This window comes from Pseudomonas parafulva, from assembly GCF_002021815.1.
GTDB classification, from domain to species: Bacteria; Pseudomonadota; Gammaproteobacteria; order Pseudomonadales; family Pseudomonadaceae; genus Aquipseudomonas; species Aquipseudomonas parafulva_B.
Genome location: NZ_CP019952.1, coordinates 3,259,485 through 3,280,074, shown reverse-complemented (window position 1 = coordinate 3,280,074; position 20,590 = coordinate 3,259,485). Strand labels below are relative to the sequence as shown.

Here is a 20,590-nt window from a genome sequence, read left to right as displayed (position 1 = left end):
CGTGGGAATCAGCTTCACGTGGCAAGCTGCAAGGTGCATGACATACAGACGGTGGCGTTGGCCCAAGCGTTCGCACGGCGTCAGGCTTGTCTTGTCAGACGCCATGAGCCTTTTGCCCGCAGAGCTTGCGGCAGCTTTCTGTGCGTGGCCTGGCAGGCCCACGCCAGAGAGCGGGCGTTGGTGGTGCTTCGGCCAGCGGCTCTGTGCCCAACCTTGCTTGTGCTGCCGGGTGTCTGCGGCGCGCAGCTTGCGCTCGAAAAGGCCGAAGTATACCCGAGCGCTCAGGGCGCCGGGTCGCTATAATCGCCGGCTTTTGATACGCGAACGACGGGGAGAGGTGATGCGCGAGCAACTTTTGGCGGCCGAGAAGGTGACCGGAATCCGCTGGCAGGGCGGCGTTCTGCATCTGCTCGACCAGCGCCTGCTGCCATCCCAGGAGCACTGGCTGGCCTGCGACACGGTCGCGCAGGTGGCCACCGCCATTCGCGACATGGCCGTGCGTGGCGCATCGGCCATCGGTATCGTGGCGGCGTATGGGCTGGTCCTGGCCGCCGAGGAGCGCCTGGCCGAAGGGGGCGACTGGGAGATGGACCTTGAAGAGGATTTCATGCTCCTGGCCGAGGCGCGCCCTACCGCAGCCAACCTGTTCTGGGCCCTGAACCGCATGCGCGAGCGCCTGCAACGCCTGCGTCCCGGCGAAGATGTGCTGGGCGCACTGGAAGCCGAAGCGCTGGCCATTCACGAAAGCGATCGCGAGGCCAACCTGACCATGGCCCAGCACGGCACCGAGCTGATCCGTCGGCACCAGGGCAATGCCCAGACGCTGCTGACCTATGGCAATGCCGGGGCCTTGGCCAGCGGCGGTTTCGGAACGGCGCTGGGTGTGATTCGCGCAGGCTTTCTGGAAGGGATGGTGGAGCGGGTCTATGCCGGGGAAACTCGCCCGTGGCTGCAGGGTTCGCGGCTCACGGCCTGGGAGCTGGCCAACGAAGGCCTGCCGGTCACCCTGTGCGCCGATTCGGCCCTGGCGCACCTGATGAAGACCAAGGGCATCACTTGGGTCGTGGTCGGCGCTGATTGCATCGCTGCCAACGGAGATGTGGCCAGCAAGATCGGTACCTACCAACTGGCGGTCAGCGCCATGCACCATGGTGTGCGCTTCATGGTCGTGGCCCCGAGCAGCAGTATCGACCTGAACCTGGAAACGGGCGACGACATCCCGCTTGAAGAGCGCGAACCGGATGAACTGCTCGACTATGCCGGCACTCGGGTGGCGCCGCAGGTGGAGGTGTTCAATCCGGTCTTCGACGTGACCCCGGCGGACCTGATCGATGTGATCGTGACCGAGCGCGGCATCATCGAACGCCCGGATACGGCCAAGCTGGCGCAGATGATGTGCCGCAAGCGTTTGCACTGAAAGGCGACACAGCGGTTGCGTTGCGCTCGACTGCCGGGCGTGGCCCTCTGCAGGCGTTTTTCCATGCCTGGGCGCCCCTGCCGGGCACGCTGTCGAACGCGGGCCTGGTGGTGCTCGCGGCTACCTTGCACCACGGCGCGGGCCCCTTGGCCTGGGCATGAATTCGCGGCCCGGCTGGCCGCTTGCCGCATCTCCCACTACCCCTGCCGTTGTGGTAATATCCGGCAGTTTCCAAGACCCCGCTGTGCGGCGGTCTTCATTGCGCAGATCCATGGCACAACTCATTGATTTGTCGTAAGTCGTCGCGGGCGAGTGCACTGCGGCGGCGAGCTTCGTTCGGCCCTTGATGGCGCTGCGAAGTTTCACCAGAAAAAGGAATCAGGCTTCTCATGGGCGAACTGGCCAAAGAAATCCTCCCGGTCAATATCGAAGACGAACTGAGACAGTCTTACCTCGACTACGCGATGAGCGTGATTGTCGGGCGAGCGCTGCCCGATGCGCGTGACGGCTTGAAGCCCGTGCATCGCCGCGTTCTCTTTGCGATGAGCGAACTGGGCAACGACTGGAACAAGCCGTACAAGAAATCCGCCCGTGTGGTCGGTGACGTGATCGGTAAGTACCACCCGCACGGCGACACTGCGGTCTACGACACCATCGTGCGTATGGCTCAGCCCTTCTCGCTGCGCTACCTGCTGGTCGACGGCCAGGGCAACTTCGGTTCGGTGGACGGCGACAACGCCGCGGCCATGCGATACACCGAAGTGCGCATGGCCAAGCTGGCGCATGAGCTGCTGGCCGACCTGCACAAGGAAACCGTCGACTGGGTGCCCAACTACGACGGCACCGAGCAGATCCCGGCGGTCATGCCGACGCGTATTCCCAACCTGCTGGTCAACGGTTCCAGCGGCATCGCCGTGGGCATGGCCACCAACATTCCGCCGCACAACCTGGGCGAAGTCATCGATGGCTGCCTGGCGCTGATCGATAACCCGGACGTCACCATCGATGAGCTGATGCAGCACATCCCCGGTCCTGACTTCCCTACCGCCGGCCTGATCAACGGCCGCCAGGGCATCATCGAGGCCTACCGCACCGGCCGTGGCCGCATCTACATGCGTGCCCGCTCCCAGATCGAAGACATCGACAAGGTGGGCGGTCGCCAGCAGATCGTCGTGACCGAGCTGCCGTACCAGTTGAACAAGGCGCGTCTGATCGAGAAGATCGCCGAACTGGTCAAAGAGAAGAAGATCGAGGGCATCACCGAGCTGCGCGACGAGTCCGACAAGGACGGCATGCGCATCGTCATCGAGCTGCGTCGCGGCGAGGTGCCGGAGGTGGTGCTCAACAACCTGTACTCGCAGACCCAGCTGCAGAGCGTGTTCGGCATCAACGTCGTCGCCCTGGTCGATGGCCGTCCGCGGCTGCTCAACCTCAAGGACCTGCTCGAAGCCTTCGTGCGCCACCGCCGCGAAGTGGTTACCCGGCGCACCGTGTTCGAACTGCGCAAGGCGCGTGAGCGCGGCCACATCCTTGAAGGCCAGGCGGTTGCGCTGTCCAACATCGACCCGGTCATCGCGATGATCAAAGCCTCGCCCACGCCGTCCGAGGCCAAGGAAGCCCTGGTGTCCACCGCCTGGGAATCGAGTGCCGTGCAGGTCATGGTCGAACGTGCCGGCGCCGAGTCGTGCCGCCCGGCCGACCTGCCTGAACAGTATGGCCTGCGCGACGGCAAGTACTACCTCTCGCCAGAACAGGCCCAGGCCATCCTTGACCTGCGTCTGCACCGCCTGACTGGCCTGGAGCACGAGAAGCTGCTGGCCGAGTACCAGGAAATCCTGGAGCAGATCGGTGAGCTGATCCGCATTCTCAACAGCGCCGAGCGCCTGATGGAAGTCATCCGCGAAGAGCTCGAAGCGATTCGCGCCGAGTACGGCGATGCCCGTCGCACCGAAATCCTCAATGCCAGCCACGACCTCAACTACGGCGACATGATCCCGGAAGAAGAGCGTGTGGTGACCATTTCCCATGGCGGGTATGCCAAGACCCAGCCATTGTCCGCCTACCAGGCCCAGCGCCGTGGCGGCAAGGGCAAGTCGGCCACCGGCGTGAAGGACGAGGACTACATCGAGCACCTGTTGGTCGCCAACAGCCACGCTACCCTGCTGCTGTTCTCCAGCAAGGGCAAGGTGTACTGGAAGAAGACCTACGAAATCCCCGAGGCGTCCCGCGCTGCCCGTGGTCGCCCGCTGGTCAACCTGCTGCCGCTGGAAGAGGGTGAGCGCATCACCGCCATGTTGCAGGTCGATCTTGAAGCCTTGCAGCAGAACGCCGACCTCGAAGAAGAACTCGAAGACGCCGATGACACCGTGCTCGAAGGCGAGCTGGTCGAAGTGGAGGAAGTGGACGAGGAAGAAGGCGACACCCCCGAGTGGGCGGCAGAGCCTACCGGCGCTTACATCTTCATGGCCACCGCCTCCGGCACCGTCAAGAAGACGCCGCTGGTCCAGTTCGCCCGTCCTCGCTCCAACGGCCTGATCGCCCTGAAGCTCAAGGAAGGCGACACCCTGATCGCGGCGGCCATCACCGATGGCGCCAAGGAAGTCATGATGTTCTCCGACGCCGGCAAGGTCATCCGCTTTGCCGAGAGCGTGGTGCGCGAAATGGGCCGTACCGCCCGTGGCGTGCGCGGCATGAAGCTAGGCAAGGGCCAGCAGATCATTTCGATGCTGATCCCGGAGTCCGGCGCGCAGATCCTCACCGCGTCCGAGCGTGGCTATGGCAAGCGTACCCCGCTGTCCAAGTTCCCCCGTCGCGGCCGTGGCGGCCAGGGCGTGATCGCCATGGGTACCAAGGGGCGCAACGGTTTGCTGATCGGCGCCATCCAGGTGCAGGAAGGTGAAGAAATCATGCTGATTTCCGATCAAGGCACATTGGTGCGTACCCGGGTCGGCGAGGTGTCCAGCCTGAGCCGGAACACCCAGGGCGTGACGCTGATCAAGCTGGCCTCCGACGAGACGCTGGTGGGCCTTGAGCGTATTCAGGAGCCGTCCGAGGAAGAGCTCGATGCGCTCATCGAGCTGGACGAGGAGGGCGTGGAGGCCCAGGCTCCTGACGAGCAAGATGCGGCGGGCGCCGAAGAGGCCCCGCAAGAGTAAGTGCGCTGAACCCGAACGGGGCGACCAAGGTCGCCCCGTTTGACTGATCAAGCCAGGCATTTGGCCTGCAAGGGCCCCAAGCAGGCCTGGGCCACCGAATTACGATGTTGTTCTATTTGGCAGAGCGAGAGTGGATGTGAGCAAACGAGCCTTTAACTTCTGCGCAGGCCCTGCCGCGCTTCCTGATGCCGTGCTGCAGCGCGCCCAGGCCGAGATGCTGGACTGGCACGGCAAGGGCCTGTCGGTCATGGAAATGAGCCACCGCAGCGACGACTACGTGGCCATCGCCGAGAAGGCCGAGCAGGACCTGCGTGACCTGCTGTCCATCCCCTCCAATTACAAGGTGCTGTTCCTGCAGGGCGGCGCCAGCCAGCAATTTGCCGAAATCCCGCTCAACCTGTTGCCAGAAGACGGCACCGCTGACTACATCGAGACCGGGATCTGGTCGAAAAAGGCCATCGAGGAAGCGCGCCGCTTCGGCAACGTCAACGTGGCTGCCAGCGCCAAGCCCTACGACTACCTGGCCATTCCTGGCCAGAACGAGTGGAACCTGACCGCCAACGCGGCTTACGTGCACTATGCGTCCAATGAGACCATCGGTGGCCTGCAGTTCGACTGGGTGCCACAGACCGGCGATGTGCCGCTGGTGGTGGACATGTCCTCCGACATTCTCTCGCGCCCCATCGACGTGTCGCAGTTCGGCCTGATCTACGCAGGTGCCCAGAAGAACATCGGCCCTAGCGGGCTGGTGGTGGTGATCGTGCGGGAAGACCTGCTGGGCCATGCCCGCAGCAGTTGCCCGACCATGCTCGATTACAAGGTCTCGGCAGACAATGGCTCGATGTACAACACGCCTGCGACTTACGCCTGGTACCTCTCAGGCCTGGTCTTCGAGTGGTTGAAGGAGCAGGGCGGCGTGGACGCCATGGAGCAGCGCAACCGTGCCAAGAAAGACTTGCTGTACGGGTTCATCGATGCCAGCGCGTTTTACAGCAACCCGATCAGCGTCAATGCCCGGTCGTGGATGAACGTCCCGTTCCGCCTGGCCGACGAACGCCTGGACAAGGCCTTCCTGGCCGGTGCCGACGCCCGTGGTTTGCTCAACCTCAAGGGCCACCGGTCGGTTGGAGGCATGCGTGCATCCATCTACAACGCCCTGGGCCTGGATGCGGTTGAAGCCCTGGTGGACTACATGGCTGAATTCGAGAAGGAGCACGGTTGATGTCCGAGCATGAACTGCAGGCGCTGCGTGTGCGCATCGACAGCCTCGACGAAAGGATTCTTGAGCTGATCAGCGAGCGTGCTCGCTGCGCTCAGGAAGTGGCCAAGGTCAAGACCGCGTCGCTGGCCGAGGGCGAGGCGCCGGTGTTCTACCGTCCCGAGCGCGAGGCTGCCGTGCTCAAGCGCGTGATGGAGCGCAACAAGGGGCCATTGGACAACGAGGAAATGGCGCGGCTGTTCCGCGAAATCATGTCCTCGTGCCTGGCACTGGAAGAGCCACTCAAGATCGCTTACCTGGGCCCTGAAGGTACCTTCACCCAGGCCGCCGCCATGAAGCATTTCGGTCATGCCGTGGTCAGTCGTCCGATGGCGGCCATCGACGAGGTGTTCCGCGAAGTGGCAGCCGGGGCCGTGAACTTCGGCGTGGTGCCGGTGGAAAACTCCACCGAAGGTGCAGTCAGCCACACCCTCGACAGCTTCCTCGAGCACGACATGGTGATCTGTGGCGAAGTGGAGCTGCGTATTCACCACCACCTGCTGGTGGGCGAGAACACCAAGACCGACAGCATCAGTCGCATCTATTCCCATGCCCAGTCATTGGCACAGTGCCGCAAGTGGCTCGATGCCCATTACCCCAACGTCGAGCGTGTGGCGGTGTCGAGCAACGCCGAGGCTGCCAAGCGCGTCAAGGGTGAGTGGAACTCGGCGGCCATCGCAGGCGACATGGCGGCCAACCTGTACGGCCTGACCCGTCTTGCCGAGAAAATCGAGGACCGTCCGGACAACGCCACGCGATTCCTGATGATCGGCAACCAGGAAGTGCCGCCCACCGGGGACGACAAGACGTCGATCATCGTCTCGATGAGCAACAAGCCCGGTGCACTGCACGAGTTGTTGGTGCCGTTCCACCAGAATGGTATCGACCTGACCCGCATCGAGACCCGGCCTTCGCGCAGTGGCAAGTGGACCTATGTGTTCTTCATCGACTTCGTCGGCCATCACCGCGATCCGCTGATCAAGGCGGTGCTAGAGCAGATCAGCCAGGAGGCGGTGGCGCTGAAAGTGCTGGGGTCTTATCCGAAGGCGGTGCTTTGACGCGCAACCTTCCGGGTCGGTGCACGGCCCCGTAAGTCCTCATGGACTGCCTCGATTTTCGTACAGGGTTCATACCAGTGGTAAAAGCAGCAAACACCAAACCCGCCCCGATCATCGACCGCCTGGTGGTGGTCGGCCTCGGTCTGATCGGTGGCTCGTTCGCCAAAGGCCTGCGTGAAAGCGGCCTGTGCCGCGAAGTGGTCGGCGTCGACCTCGATGCGCCGTCGCGCAAGCAGGCCGTTGCCCTGGGCGTGGTCGACCGCTGCGAAGAGGACCTGGCCACGGCCTGCCTTGGCGCCGATGTGATCCAACTGGCCGTGCCAATTCTAGCCATGGAGAAAGTTCTGGCGCGCCTGGCCCGGCTCGATCTGGGTGAGGCCGTGATCACGGACGTTGGCAGTGCCAAGGGCAACGTCGTGCGCGAAGCGCGTTCGGTGCTTGGCGAGCGCTTGTCGCGTTTCGTGCCTGGCCACCCCATCGCTGGCTCCGAGCAGAGCGGGGTGGAGGCGTCCAACGCCAGCCTGTTCCGTTGGCACAAGGTCATCCTCACGCCGCTGGCCGAAACCGACCCTGCAGCGCTGGCCTTGGTCGATCGCCTGTGGCGTACGCTGGAGGCTGACGTTGAGCACATGCCGGTCGAGCGCCATGACGAAGTGCTGGCCGCGACCAGCCACTTGCCACACCTGCTGGCCTTCGGGCTGGTCGATTCGCTGGCCAAGCGCAATGAAAACCTGGACATCTTCCGGTACGCTGCGGGAGGTTTTCGCGATTTCACGAGAATCGCCGGTAGCGACCCGACCATGTGGCATGACATTTTTCTCGCCAACCGCGACGCTGTCCTGCGCACACTCGATACATATCGCAGTGATCTCGACGCCCTGCGCGACGCGATCGCTGAAGGGGACGGGCACCAGCTGCTGGGTGTTTTCACCCGCGCTCGGTTTGCCCGCGAGCATTTCAGTAAAATCCTGGCCCGCCGGGCCTATGTGGACGCTATGAACGCCAACGATCTGATTTTCCTGGCCCAACCCGGTGGCCGCCTGAATGGGCGAATCCGCGTACCGGGCGACAAGTCGATTTCCCATCGCTCGATCATGCTCGGCTCGCTGGCCGAAGGCACCACCGAGGTCGAGGGTTTTCTCGAAGGTGAAGATGCCCTGGCGACCTTGCAGGCTTTTCGCGACATGGGCGTGGTCATCGAAGGCCCTCATCAGGGTCGCGTGACCATCCATGGCGTCGGCCTGCATGGCCTTAAGCCGCCGCCTGGCCCGCTGTACGTGGGCAACTCCGGTACCTCGATGCGCCTGCTGTCGGGCCTGCTGGCCGGCCAGTCGTTCGACGTCACCATGACCGGCGACGCCTCGCTTTCCAAGCGTCCGATGAACCGAGTGGCCAACCCTCTGCGCGAAATGGGCGCGGTGGTCGAGACCGGCCCGGACGGCCGTCCGCCGCTGACCATCCGCGGCGGCAGCAAACTCAAGGCGCTGACCTACACCCTGCCGATGGCCAGTGCCCAGGTCAAATCCTGCCTGCTGCTGGCTGGCCTGTACGCCGAAGGCAAGACCACCGTCACCGAGCCTGCGCCGACCCGTGACCACACCGAGCGCATGCTGCGCGGCTTCGGCTATTCGGTCGAAACCAACGGCCCGGTCGCTTCGCTGCAAGCTGGCGGCAAGCTGACCGCGACTCGCATCGAAGTGCCAGCGGACATTTCGTCGGCAGCGTTCTTCCTGGTGGCGGCGTCCATTGCCGAGGGTTCGGAGCTGGTGCTCGAACATGTCGGCATCAACCCCACCCGTACCGGCGTCATCGACATCCTGCGCCTTATGGGTGGCGATATCACCCTGGAAAACCAGCGTGAAGTCGGTGGTGAGCCGGTGGCCGACCTGCGCGTGCGCGGTGCCAAGCTCAAGGGCATCGATATCCCTGAAGAGCTGGTGCCGCTGGCCATCGATGAGTTCCCCGTGCTGTTCGTTGCCGCTGCCTGCGCTGAAGGGCGTACCGTGCTGCGCGGTGCCGAAGAACTGCGGGTTAAAGAGTCCGACCGCATCCAGGTGATGGCCGACGGCTTGATCACCCTGGGCATCCAGTGTGAGCCCACCCCCGATGGCATCATCATCGACGGCGGGCAACTGGGCGGTGGTGAGGTGCACGGGCACGGTGACCACCGCATCGCCATGGCCTTCAGCGTCGCATCGCTGCGCGCTAGCGCGCCGATTCGTATCCATGACTGCGCCAACGTCGCCACCTCTTTCCCCAACTTCCTGTCGCTGTGCGCTGAGGTTGGCATCCGCGTGGCCGAAGAGGGTAAGTCGTGAGCACCTTGACGCCGGTCATCACCATTGATGGACCCAGTGGTTCCGGCAAGGGGACCGTGGCCGGTCTGATGGCACGCGAGCTGGGTTGGCGGCTGCTGGATTCGGGCGCGCTGTACCGTCTGCTGGCCTTCAATGCCAGCAACCACGGCGTGGACCTGACAAATGAGGAACTGCTGACCCAACTTGCCGCCCATCTGGATGTGCAATTCATTGCCGCCGAGCCCGGTAAACTGCAGCAGATCATTCTCGAGGGTGAGGATGTCAGCAACGTGATCCGCACCGAAACCGTCGGTGCCGGCGCTTCGATGGTCGCTTCGCTGCCTGCGGTGCGTGATGCACTGCTGGTGCGCCAGCGCGCCTTTCGCGAGGCGCCAGGCCTGATTGCCGACGGTCGTGACATGGGCACGGTGGTGTTTCCGGACGCGCCGCTGAAGGTGTTTCTGACCGCCAGTGCCGAGGAACGTGCTCGCCGTCGTTACCTTCAGTTGAAGGGCAAGGGTGAAGATGTTAGTCTGTCGAGTCTGCTGGATGAGATTCGTGCGCGTGACGAGCGCGACACCCAACGTGCAGTGGCCCCGCTAAAACCTGCGGCCGACGCCATTCAGTTGGACTCAACCGAGTTGTCCATCGAGCAGGTGTTGCAACGTATCAGGAGCGAGCTCGCCTTGCGCGATCTCCTCTGATAACCAGGAAGGCAGGCAGGGGCACCAGTCAACGTCCTGCCCGCTTTCCTTTATCTAAACGAAACCCACATTGTCTGGAATGTGGCGATGGGCGTCTGTTTCGCCCGAATCTACAGGAATTAAAATGAGCGAAAGCTTTGCAGAACTCTTTGAAGAAAGCCTGAAAACCCTCAATCTTCAGCCGGGTGCGATCATCACCGGTATCGTTGTCGACATCGACGGCGACTGGGTTACCGTACACGCTGGCCTGAAGTCCGAGGGCGTCATCCCGCTCGAGCAGTTCTACAACGAAGCTGGCGAGCTGACCATCAAGGTCGGTGACGAAGTGCACGTTGCGCTGGACGCGGTCGAAGACGGCTTTGGCGAAACCAAGCTGTCCCGTGAAAAAGCCAAGCGCGCCGAGTGCTGGATTGTTCTGGAAGCAGCTTTCGCCGCCGAAGAAGTGGTCAAGGGCGTTATCAACGGTAAGGTTAAGGGCGGCTTCACTGTCGACGTTAACGGCATCCGTGCGTTCCTGCCGGGCTCCCTGGTTGATGTCCGCCCAGTGCGCGACACCACCCACCTGGAAGGCAAAGAGCTGGAATTCAAGGTCATCAAGCTCGACCAGAAGCGCAACAACGTTGTCGTTTCCCGTCGCAGCGTGCTGGAAGCCGAGAACTCCGCCGAGCGCGAAGCCCTGCTGGAAACCCTGCAGGAAGGCCAGCAAGTCAAAGGTATCGTCAAGAACCTCACCGACTACGGCGCATTCGTGGACCTGGGCGGTATCGACGGCCTGCTGCACATCACCGACATGGCTTGGAAGCGTATCAAGCACCCATCGGAAATCGTTAACGTTGGCGACGAAGTCGACGTACGCGTTCTGAAGTTCGACCGCGAGCGCAACCGCGTTTCGCTGGGTCTGAAGCAGATGGGCGAAGATCCGTGGGTAGCTATCACTGCCCGTTACCCAGAAGGTACTCGCGTACAGGCTCGCGTAACCAACCTGACCGACTACGGCTGCTTCGCTGAGCTGGAAGAAGGCGTTGAAGGTCTGGTACACGTTTCTGAAATGGACTGGACCAACAAGAACATCCACCCGTCGAAAGTCGTTCAGGTTGGCGACGAAGTGGAAGTCATGGTTCTGGACATCGACGAAGAGCGTCGTCGTATCTCCCTGGGCATCAAGCAGTGCAAGTCCAACCCATGGGAAGACTTCTCCGGCCAGTTCAACAAGGGTGACAAGATCACCGGTACCATCAAGTCGATCACCGACTTCGGTATCTTCATCGGTCTGGACGGCGGCATCGACGGTCTGGTTCACCTGTCCGACATCTCCTGGAACGAAACCGGCGAAGAAGCCGTACGTCGTTTCAAGAAGGGCGACGAGCTGGAAACCGTCATCCTGTCGGTCGATCCAGAGCGCGAGCGCATCTCCCTGGGCATCAAGCAGCTGGAAGACGATCCGTTCTCCAACTTCGTTGCTGTCAATGACAAGGGCGCTATCGTCAAGGGCATCGTGAAAGAAGTTGACGCCAAAGGTGCCATCGTCACCCTGGCTGACGACATCGAAGCCACTCTGAAAGCTTCCGAAATCAGCCGTGACCGCGTTGAAGACGCGCGTAACGTTCTGAAGGAAGGCGAAGAGATCGAAGCCAAGATCATCAGCGTTGACCGCAAATCGCGTGTCATCAGCCTGTCGATCAAGTCCAAGGACGACGCTGAAGAGCGTGAAGCCATCCAGAGCCTGAAAAACGCTCCGGAAGCGGCTGCCGATACCACCATGGCTGCGCTGCTGCGCGAAGCAATGGCCAAGCAGAACTGAGTTCTGTTTGATCGGTAGAAAGGGCGACCCTCGGGTCGCCCTTTTTTATGGGCGTTATCTGCGCCTGCTTGGGGTGTGACCCTACGTTTTTCGTGGTTGAACTCGCTTGCCTCAACCCGCTAAGGTCCCGACCTTGATTTTCGAGAGACAACCATGGGCTATCTGATCATCGTCGCGCTTATCCAGGCGTTCTCTTTCAGCTTGATAGGCGAGTATCTGGCCGGTCACGTCGACAGTTATTTTGCCGTGCTTGCCCGCGTGGTGCTGGCGGGCTTGGTCTTTCTGCCGTTGACCCGATGGCGGCAAGTAGAACCGCGTTTTGTGCGCTCGATGCTGCTGATAGGCGCCTTGCAGTACGGCATCACCTACGTGTGCCTTTACTTGAGCTTTCGCGTGCTCAGCGTACCCGAGGTGTTGCTGTTCACCATTCTTACACCGCTGCACGTGACTCTGATCGAAGACGCCATGAATCGGCGGTTCAACCCATGGGCGCTGGTGGCAGCGCTGGTGGCTGTGGCCGGAGCTGCGGTGATTCGCTTCGACAGCATCAGTGGCGAATTTTTCATGGGCTTCCTGTTGCTGCAGTTGGCCAACTTCACGTATGCCGCGGGCCAAGTGTTGTATCGGCATCTAGTTGCCCGGTTCCCCAGCGACCTGCCGCACTATGCACGGTTTGGCTATTTCTACCTGGGGGCGCTGTTGGTGGTCCTACCGGCGTTCGTGTTGTTCGGCAACAGCGCACACCTGCCCAGCACCCCGGTGCAATGGGGCGTCTTGGTGTTTCTGGGGCTTTGCCCCACGGCGCTGGGCCTGTACTGGTGGAACAAGGGGGCTTGCCTGGTATCGGGTGGCACACTTGCCGTCATGAACAACCTGCACGTGCCGGTGGGGCTGCTGCTCAACCTGCTGATCTGGAATCAGCATGAACCGCTTGGACGGCTTCTGGCAGGCGGTGCCATTATTCTGGGATCTGTATGGCTAAGCCGTTTCAGTGGACGGGCACAAGCTCCGATGCCCGGCAAAGCCTGACATGCATACCGTTTTCGTGATTGTTGCACCGATCTTCGCCTTGATCATCGTCGGCTACCTATGCCGCCGCACCAACAAATTGGGCGACAAGGCGGCGGCCGAAATCAACAAGATGGTGGTCTGGTTGTGCCTGCCGGCCTTGCTGTTCAAGGTCACCGCCACGGCCACCTGGGCCGAAATCTGGCACCCTGGGTTCATCGCCGCATTTGGCGCCGGGGCGCTGGGGATGTTTGCGATTACCCTGCTGTGGCGGCTGCGTGGCGGCCATGGATTAGTGGCGTCGAGCATCGATGGGCTGAGTGCCGGCTACGCCAATACCGGCTACATCGGCATTCCCTTGTGCCTGCTGCTGTTCGGTCAGCCTGGCTTGCAGCCAGCGCTGATTTCGTCGTTGATCGTGGTCTGCCTGGTATTTGCTCTGTCGCTGATGTTGATCGAGATCGGCTTGCAGGATGAGCCCGAGGTCGGCCGCGCCGTGGGCCTGGTGCTCAGGGCACTGGCCAAGAACCCGCTAGTCGTCGCGCCGCTGGCAGGTGCAGCGTGGGCCATGACCGGGCTGGGGCTGGCCGAACCGGTGATGCACTTGCTCGACATGCTCGCATTGGCCACCACGCCCTGTGCATTGGTGTCGCTCGGAGCATTTCTGGCAGAGAAACAGCCGCGCGCACAGGCCAGCCCCTGGCCGCTGGTAGTGTTGAAATTGGTCGGCCAGCCGGCGCTGACTTGGGTCCTGGCCTACAAGGTGTTTCACCTGCCCGAGATATGGGCCGCCTCGGCCGTGCTGCTGGCCGCGCTGCCCACCGGCACTGGGCCGTTCATGCTGGCGGAGTACTACAACCGGGATGCGGGGTTGATATCCAGGACCATTCTCTGGTCAACGGTAGTCTCGCTGCTCACCTTGACGGCGCTGCTGTACGCATTGGGGTATGCGCAATGAATGAGCGGTTCAAACGTTTACAGATTCGGGTCGCGTTCAGCAAGACGCTGGCCGGGCCCAGAACGCTGAGGTGAGGCGCTGGTCCAGAACGCCTCACCGACATCGCTACTGGACCGTCGGGCAGGCCGCTAGCGCGCCAGCAGCCAGATCATGACCACCACGATTACCACGCCAGCCACGAACATCCAGCGGGACCGGCTGTGTTCCCGTGGCTGCGTCTGGGCGTGTGGCCGGGTGTGCGTCTGCGCCTTGTCAGGTTCAGCGAATCGCGCCTGCTGGGCAGGGGCTTGCGGCGCTGCCAGCGGTGCCTCTTCCCCGCGCAACAGTCGCACCAGTCGCGGCCATCCTGCCTGCTCGGCCAATTGCAACGGCGTTTGCCCCAACGAGTTGAGCGCCGAGGTGTCGGCCCCGTGCTCAAGCAGAGCACTCACCACCGGGTAGTTGCCCGCCAACGTCTCGCGGTGCAGCAGCAACCAACCGCCCTCATCGGGATCGGTGACCATGGCAGGGTGTTGCACCAGTGCATCGTGCACCTGCGCCACCATGTTCACGGCCATGGGATGGTCAGCCTCTTCCAGCTGCTTGAGCGCTTGTGCGTCGGCCGGCGTATCCAGAGCCCGCGAGAGCAACACCTGGGATTGCCCTTTGGGCGCCGGTACGAGCGCCACGAAGCCGGGCTCAGCAAATTGCAGGCCCCAGGCCGCATCGTGTTCAGCACGTTCGGCTGCGGGCATCTCGCTGCGCATCGCATCGATGGTGAAGCCTCCATAGACCTCGCCGGCAGACACGTACATCCAGTCGGTGAGCGCCGAAAACGGCAGCGTCACCCGCTGCGATGCATCGAAGCCCGTGGCCCATTCCGGTTCGTTGAGCAGCACGCCGCTGATCGAGACGCCGTCGAACGCCACCTCGCTGAGCCACATGTTCTCCACGGTTGGCAGTTCCGGATCATCACCGTGGACCGGAAAAGCCATCTTCACGGCGGCCATGTCCAGGCCCTTGATAATCCGGCGTGCCTCCCAGGAAAGCTCGCGCCAGAAAAACTTGAACGTGGCCTGCGCATTGGCGATGGCGGTTTGAAGGGCAGGGCTGTTGTCGTCGGCCGGGTAGATGATTTGCTCGGTCATAGGGTACATCCGTGTGAGTGCGTGTTGATGACGGGGGGTATCAGGGTCATCAGACCGAAGAGCACGGGGCTGGTTCGAGGGGCTTGCGAGCCTTGAGCTCAGCCTCCCTGGCTCAAGCCTCGCTCATTTCCTCAACCCGCCGCGACATCGGCGCCTGTACGGGCGCAACATGCCCGGCCAGGCCAACGCGCATATCGTTGCCACTGGGCTGCTGATACAAGCTCAACCCAAACTCCGGCAACACCGCCAGCAGGTAATCGAAGATATCCCCCTGAATGCGCTCGTACTCGGCCCACACCGTGGTGGTGGTGAAGCAGTAGATCTCCAGCGGCACGCCTTCTGCCGTGGTCTGCATCTGGCGGACCATGCAGGTCATGTTCGCGTGCACGTCCGGGTGGTTTCTCAGGTAGGCCAATGCGAAGGCGCGGAAGGTGCCAATGTTGGTCAGCTTGCGCCGGTTGGCCGAGAGTTCCGCCACCGGCCCCAAGGCTTCGTTCCAGCTTTGCAGCTCCTGACGTTTGCCGGCCAGGTAGTCACCCAGCAGGCGTACCTGACTCAGGCGCTGCTCCTCTTCACGGGTCAGGAAACGGACCCCGGCCGCGTCGATGAACAGGCTGCGCTTGATGCGCCGGCCGCCTGATTGCTGCATGCCACGGTAATTGCGGAACGATTCGCTCATCAGGCGCCAGGTGGGGATGGAGACGATGGTCTTGTCGAAGTTCTGCACCTTGACCGTGTGCAGGGTGATGTCCACCACATCGCCATCGGCGCCGACCTGGGGCATTTCGATCCAGTCGCCGACGTGCAGCATGTCGTTGCTGGTCAGCTGCACGCTGGCCACGAATGACAAGAGCGTGTCCTTGTACACCAACAGCAGCACGGCTGACATCGCGCCCAGGCCTGACAGCAGTAGCAACGGTGAACGGTCGATAAGGGTGGCGACGATGACGATGGCCGCGAAGATCCACAGCATCATCTTGGCCAGTTGCACATAGCCCTTGATGGAGCGTGTGCGGGCGTGCTCGGTGCGGGCATAGATGTCGAGCAGGGCATCGAGCAGGCACGACAGGGCCATGGTCATGAACAGCAGCGTGAAAGCCAACGCCAGGTTGCCCAGAAAAAGCTGGGCGGTGTCGGACAACTCTGGCACCAGCTTGAGCCCGAACTGCAGGACCAGCGACGGTGTGGTCTGCGCCAGGCGGTGGAAAACCTTGTTGTGCCGCAGGTCGTCGAGCCATTTCAGGGCAGGCTGGCGTGCCAGCAGGCGAGCGCCGTGCAGCACCAGAAAGCGCGCCAGGCGCCCTAGAATCAGCGATATCACCAGCAGTACGGCCAGGCCGATAGCGGCGTGCAGCATGGGGTGTTGATCGAGGGTACCCCACAGGTCGAGGGAGTCGCGCCAGAAGCGTTGGATGTCCATGGGCTTGCTTACAGTCTTGTTGCCAAACGAGGCGTTATTAGAACGCGGATGGGCAGCCCCATGCCAAAAGAAATTCGGCTAAATCGCTAGAAAACGTTACCCTATGCAGCTGATTTCCGTACTTGCCTGAGGTTACCTCCGTGTTCTCCCAATTCGCCTTGCACGAACGCCTGCTCAAAGCCGTGGCCGAGCTTAACTTCGTCGAGCCTACCCCGGTGCAGGCCGCCGCCATTCCCCTGGCGCTGCAAGGGCGGGACCTGCGTGTCACCGCGCAGACCGGCAGTGGCAAGACGGCGGCGTTCGTTCTGCCGCTGCTCAATCGTCTGGTCGATCTGCGCGAGCGCCGTGTGGAGATTCGCGCGCTGATCCTGCTGCCCACCCGTGAGCTGGCACAGCAGACCCTCAAGCAGGTGCAGCTGTTCTCGCAGTTCACTTACATCAAGTCGGGCCTTGTAACCGGCGGCGAAGACTTCAAGGAACAGGCCGCCATGCTGCGCAAGGTGCCGGACGTGCTGATCGGCACGCCGGGCCGTTTGCTCGAGCAGCTCAACGCCGGCAACCTCGACCTGTCCCACGTCCAGGTGCTGATTCTGGACGAAGCCGACCGCATGCTCGACATGGGCTTTGCCGAGGACATGGAACGCCTGTGCAAAGAATGCGAAAACCGCGAGCAGACCCTGCTGTTCTCGGCCACTACCGGCGGCGCGGCGTTGCGCGACATGATCGGCAAGGTCCTGAAAGACCCTGAGCACCTGATGCTCAACAGCGTATCGCAGCTGGCCGAGGGCACCCGCCAGCAGATCATCACGGCCGACCATGACCAGCACAAAGAGCAGATCGTGCAATGGCTGCTGGCCAACGAAACCTTCGACAAGGCGATCATCTTCTCCAATACCCGCGCCATGGCTGACCGTATCTATGGCCACCTGGTCGCCAAGGACGTCAAGGCATTCGTGCTGCATGGCGAGAAGGACCAGAAAGACCGCAAGCTGGCCATCGAGCGCTTCAAGCAGGGCAGCTCCAAGGTGCTGGTCGCCACCGACGTGGCCGCGCGGGGCCTGGACATCGACGGCCTGGACCTGGTCATAAACTTCGACATGCCACGCAGCGGCGATGAATACGTGCACCGTGTGGGTCGTACCGGGCGCGCCGGGGGCGAAGGCCTGGCGATCTCGCTGATCACCCATAACGACTGGAACCTGATGTCCAGCATCGAGCGCTACCTTAAGCAGCAGTTCGAGCGCCGGGTCATCAAGGAAGTCAAAGGCACCTATAGCGGGCCCAAGAAAGTCAAGGCGTCTGGCAAAGCTGCCAGCACCAAAAAGAAGAAGACGGACAAGAAAGGTGGCGACAAGAAGGCCAGTGCCAAGCGCAAGCCTACGGCCAAGCCAAGGGCCAACGCACCGTTGACCAGCTCCGATGGGCTCGCGCCGTTGAAGAAGCGCAAGCCGTCGGCCGAGTAAGGCCGGGTGCCTGTGCCAGGGCAGCGCTCAGCGCCGCCCTGGCAGCTACCGTCCTGGCGTCATCCTGCCTTTTTTTCGGCCGCTTTCAATTCCTTGATACGCGTGTCGATCAACTGACACTTGTCCGGCAAGTCCTTGCTGGCGGTGCCCAATTGCATGCCTTGCAGTTCCTCATTCATTTCCTTGGCCTTCGTCGGGTTCTGTTCGGTCAGTTGAGCCACCAGCCCAGCCAGTTCCTCGCGTTTTTGCGTCGCTTCTTCGGGCGTGCATGCCCAGGCGGGCAACGCGCTGAACAGTGTAACCAGGCATGTGATACGCAGCAGTGGTTTCATCCTTTGCTCCTCCGGCGTGGTTGATGGACGGTTGAGGCGCGGCGAGCCGATTGGTTCACGATCAGGGATAAGTGGCCAGGGTTCGGTGTGGCTTATTGCAGCTAAAGCACGTGACCTCCAGGCCATTTGCGCGGAACGTGCGCAGATTTGAAAGGTCCCACACCTGTGTACATCCTCGACGCACACCAGGAGGCAATCGCATGCGTACCATCTACAACTGGGACCTGATCGAACGCTTGTTGCATGAAGTGCAGAACGGCAGTGGGCAGAATTTCACGCCCCGCCCTTATGCCGAAGCGCACGCCGCTGACCTGGCGGCCAAGGGTGAACCCGTCGGTGACCTGGATCGCCTCAAAAGCCAGGCCTGCGAATACGAGAAGCTGCTTCTGGAGCGAGGCTATATTCAAAGCCGCCCGGAAGAGGAGGGTGGAAACGGCGAGAACTTCGTGCTGACCGAGCGAGGGTCGCGCCTGATGAGCCTGATCGACAGCAGCATTCCAGGCTTCGAACACCCGCGGCAAGTGCTGGATGATCAGGATGATGCGCTGGATGAAAGCACCTTTGAACACGTCTCGTCCAAGGCGCAGATTGCCGGTGGTGCCATTTAAAGCTGGCCAGCGAGGCATGCGTGAATTGATAATCCCGTGTCTTTTTTTTCAGGTGAATCACTGCGCATGCCTTTGCACCATCTCGAGGTCCGCCGATGAGCGTGGCCCGCAAGAACCCCGATGCCTTTGCGTTTCAGGTCATGGTGGTGCTTTGCCTGATCTGGGGCAGCCAGCAGGTGCTGATCAAAACGGCCGCCGTGGACATTGCCCCAGTGATGCAGGCAACCCTGCGCAACTGCATCGCTGCGGTGCTGGTCGGGCTGATGGTACTGTGGCGCGGCGACTGGAAACAGGTAGGGGGGACTTGGCGAGCAGGTGTGTTGGCGGGCGGATTGTTCGGACTCGAGTTTCTGTTCATCGCCGAAGGACTCAAGCTGACCACGGCCGCTCACATGTCGGTGTTCTTGTACACAGCGCCCATCTTCACCGCCCTTGGCCTTCATTTCATGCTGCCCAGCGAACGGCTGAGACTGTTGCAATGGCTAGGCATACTGCTGGCGTTCGCGGGCATTGCACTGGCCTTTGTGGGTGGGACCTCATGGGCCGAGATGGACGGGCGCACCTTGCTGGGGGATGCCTTTGGGGTACTCGCCGGCTTGGCATGGGGCGCGACCACGGTCGTGGTCAGGGGGTCGCGGCTTTCCGAGGCACCGGCAACCCTTACCCTGTTCTATCAGCTAGCGGTAGGTTTTGTCGGCTTACTGCTTATTGGGCTGATCACGGGGCAGGCCGGCGATGTGGTCATGACGCCGCTGGCGATTGGGAGCGTGTTGTTCCAGGGCGTAATCGTCTCGTTCATCAGTTACCTGACCTGGTTCTGGCTGCTGCGCAAGTACCTGGCATCGAACCTGGCTGTGTTTTCATTCATCACGCCCCTGTTCGGCGTCACCTTCGGGGTGTTGATCCTGGGCGAACCGCTGACCGTGAACTTCGTGCTTGGCGCTGTGCTGGTGCTCGTGGGCGTGGTTCTGGTGAGTGCCGAACCCTGGGTACGGCAGCAACTGCGCAAATGGGTCGGGTAAGGCCAGAACCTAGCAGTAACATAGGGAAACGATTGGCGGTGCCAGGAAATCCCCCAAGCGGCTTGATCGGCGTCACAATCACCCCCATCTGTAAGATCAGACGTAGGCGTCAGCCCATACATGCGGCTATGATCTGTATAAGGCAGCGCCAAACTGATTCGCCGTTAGGCTTACCCGTAAAGGGGGCATTATGAATAAAGCACTGTACAACTGGCTCCACGACCTCGGGGTTGCCTTGGGTTTGATTCCGCCGCCCTTGCAGCCGGTGCCCATCCCGACTGATGAAAAGCAGCGCCCCCGTCAGCCACGCCGCCGCTGAGCGAGCGAAGGCCGCTCTACCTTTCGGGGCGGAGCGGCTTCTTTGTTCTAATCAGGCGTTTTTGTTCCTTGGCGCACCCGCTCTAGGGCTCTGGTTGTTCATAACGGCTTTCGGCAGCACTGATCGAGCCCTGCTTCTCCCTCCGTAATATCCCCCTTTCACCCACTCATCCCCGCGCTTTGCGACCTGTTTCAGCCAGCTGCGACACTGGCGTAAACATTGCGTTGATGTATTTCGTCAGGATGCAATAATTTCCTGCGGCTACGGCCTCCTATTTGAAAGCGCTCTGCTACATATCAACCTTGCGCCTACTTTTCTCCCATTTTCATCCTGCAAGGATCGCCGAAGATGCGCACGAACTTGCCCGTCACCGAGTATGAAAGAACCTTCCCCGGTGACCAGCGCCTGATCTCGACCACCGATCTCGATAGCCGAATCACCTACTGCAACGAAGCGTTCGTGGCCATCAGTGGCTTCACTTATGACGAACTGGTAGGTCAGCCCCACAATTTGGTACGTCATCCGGACATGCCCGCCGCGGTGTTTGGCCATATGTGGGACACCATCAAGCAGGGCAAGCCCTGGATGGGTATCGTCAAAAACCGAGCAAAGAACGGTGACTATTACTGGGTCAGTGCCTACG

Annotated in this window: 16 protein-coding genes and 1 pseudogene; 14 read left to right on the top strand and 3 right to left on the bottom strand. The window is 61.8% G+C overall.

Features of this window, described 5'->3' with window-relative positions; translation table 11 throughout:
* Positions 1 to 340 precede the first annotated feature (340 nt).
* The 9 genes from mtnA (at position 341) to B2J77_RS14615 (ending at position 13,656) form a co-directional block, all read left to right on the top strand.
* Positions 341 to 1,417, top strand: coding sequence for an S-methyl-5-thioribose-1-phosphate isomerase (gene mtnA, locus B2J77_RS14660; protein ID WP_058605609.1), 1,077 nt, complete (start codon positions 341 to 343; stop codon positions 1,415 to 1,417).
* 389 nt (positions 1,418 to 1,806) lie between these two features.
* Positions 1,807 to 4,572, top strand: a complete 2,766-nt coding sequence (gene gyrA, locus B2J77_RS14650) for a DNA gyrase subunit A (RefSeq protein WP_023533831.1) — start codon at positions 1,807 to 1,809, stop codon at positions 4,570 to 4,572.
* A 136-nt stretch (positions 4,573 to 4,708) separates the two neighbouring features.
* Complete coding sequence (gene serC, locus B2J77_RS14645; protein ID WP_058637580.1) at positions 4,709 to 5,794, top strand: 3-phosphoserine/phosphohydroxythreonine transaminase; 1,086 nt, start codon at positions 4,709 to 4,711, stop codon at positions 5,792 to 5,794.
* On the top strand, positions 5,794 to 6,888 hold the full coding sequence (gene pheA / locus B2J77_RS14640) for a prephenate dehydratase (RefSeq protein ID WP_058605607.1): 1,095 nt from the start codon (positions 5,794 to 5,796) through the stop codon (positions 6,886 to 6,888). Before serC ends, pheA begins: the two co-directional genes overlap by 1 nt.
* 77 nt (positions 6,889 to 6,965) lie before the next feature.
* Positions 6,966 to 9,206 (top strand): bifunctional prephenate dehydrogenase/3-phosphoshikimate 1-carboxyvinyltransferase, encoded by a 2,241-nt coding sequence (locus tag B2J77_RS14635; protein WP_078478914.1) that lies wholly within the window; start codon positions 6,966 to 6,968, stop codon positions 9,204 to 9,206.
* A complete protein-coding gene (gene cmk / locus B2J77_RS14630; RefSeq protein ID WP_058637582.1) occupies positions 9,203 to 9,889 on the top strand; it encodes a (d)CMP kinase in 687 nt (228 codons plus the stop codon). The genes B2J77_RS14635 and cmk overlap by 4 nt, the downstream gene beginning before the upstream one ends.
* Before the next feature lie 124 nt (positions 9,890 to 10,013).
* Positions 10,014 to 11,690 (top strand): 30S ribosomal protein S1, encoded by a 1,677-nt coding sequence (gene rpsA, locus B2J77_RS14625; protein WP_003252673.1) that lies wholly within the window; start codon positions 10,014 to 10,016, stop codon positions 11,688 to 11,690.
* 153 nt (positions 11,691 to 11,843) lie between these two features.
* Positions 11,844 to 12,719 (top strand): carboxylate/amino acid/amine transporter, encoded by an 876-nt coding sequence (locus B2J77_RS14620; RefSeq protein WP_058637583.1) that lies wholly within the window; start codon positions 11,844 to 11,846, stop codon positions 12,717 to 12,719.
* Position 12,720: 1 nt separating this feature from the next.
* Entirely contained in the window at positions 12,721 to 13,656 is a 936-nt protein-coding gene (locus B2J77_RS14615) for an AEC family transporter (RefSeq protein ID WP_058637584.1), read from the top strand.
* A 128-nt stretch (positions 13,657 to 13,784) separates the two neighbouring features.
* Here the strand turns inward: B2J77_RS14615 and B2J77_RS14610 are convergent, their stop codons facing one another.
* Both B2J77_RS14610 and B2J77_RS14605 read right to left on the bottom strand, forming a co-directional pair.
* Entirely contained in the window at positions 13,785 to 14,783 is a 999-nt protein-coding gene (locus B2J77_RS14610; protein WP_078478913.1) for a DUF2314 domain-containing protein, read from the bottom strand.
* Positions 14,784 to 14,895: 112 nt separating this feature from the next.
* Positions 14,896 to 16,203: a mechanosensitive ion channel family protein gene (locus B2J77_RS14605; protein WP_078478912.1), complete on the bottom strand. Its 1,308-nt coding sequence runs from the start codon at positions 16,201 to 16,203 to the stop codon at positions 14,896 to 14,898.
* A gap of 140 nt (positions 16,204 to 16,343) precedes the next feature.
* On the opposite strand from B2J77_RS14605, the gene B2J77_RS14600 reads away from it, so the two are divergent.
* Positions 16,344 to 17,666 carry a DEAD/DEAH box helicase gene (locus B2J77_RS14600; RefSeq protein WP_058605602.1) on the top strand — a complete coding sequence of 441 codons (1,323 nt, stop codon included), beginning with the start codon at positions 16,344 to 16,346 and terminating at the stop codon, positions 17,664 to 17,666.
* 59 nt (positions 17,667 to 17,725) lie between these two features.
* Here the strand turns inward: B2J77_RS14600 and B2J77_RS14595 are convergent, their stop codons facing one another.
* Positions 17,726 to 17,998 carry a hypothetical protein gene (locus B2J77_RS14595; protein ID WP_058637590.1) on the bottom strand — a complete coding sequence of 91 codons (273 nt, stop codon included), beginning with the start codon at positions 17,996 to 17,998 and terminating at the stop codon, positions 17,726 to 17,728.
* Positions 17,999 to 18,198: 200 nt separating this feature from the next.
* On the opposite strand from B2J77_RS14595, the gene B2J77_RS14590 reads away from it, so the two are divergent.
* From B2J77_RS14590 to B2J77_RS21945, 4 genes and pseudogenes are all read left to right on the top strand, one after another.
* Positions 18,199 to 18,606 (top strand): hypothetical protein, encoded by a 408-nt coding sequence (locus tag B2J77_RS14590; protein ID WP_058637591.1) that lies wholly within the window; start codon positions 18,199 to 18,201, stop codon positions 18,604 to 18,606.
* Between the two features lie 95 nt (positions 18,607 to 18,701).
* Entirely contained in the window at positions 18,702 to 19,628 is a 927-nt protein-coding gene (locus B2J77_RS14585) for a DMT family transporter (protein WP_058637592.1), read from the top strand.
* 190 nt (positions 19,629 to 19,818) lie between these two features.
* Positions 19,819 to 19,947: a PA1414 family protein gene (locus tag B2J77_RS21770; protein ID WP_023533827.1), complete on the top strand. Its 129-nt coding sequence runs from the start codon at positions 19,819 to 19,821 to the stop codon at positions 19,945 to 19,947.
* Positions 19,948 to 20,295: 348 nt separating this feature from the next.
* Positions 20,296 to 20,577 (top strand): annotated as a pseudogene (locus tag B2J77_RS21945) (PAS domain-containing protein); the annotation flags it as partial.
* Positions 20,578 to 20,590 lie beyond the last annotated feature (13 nt).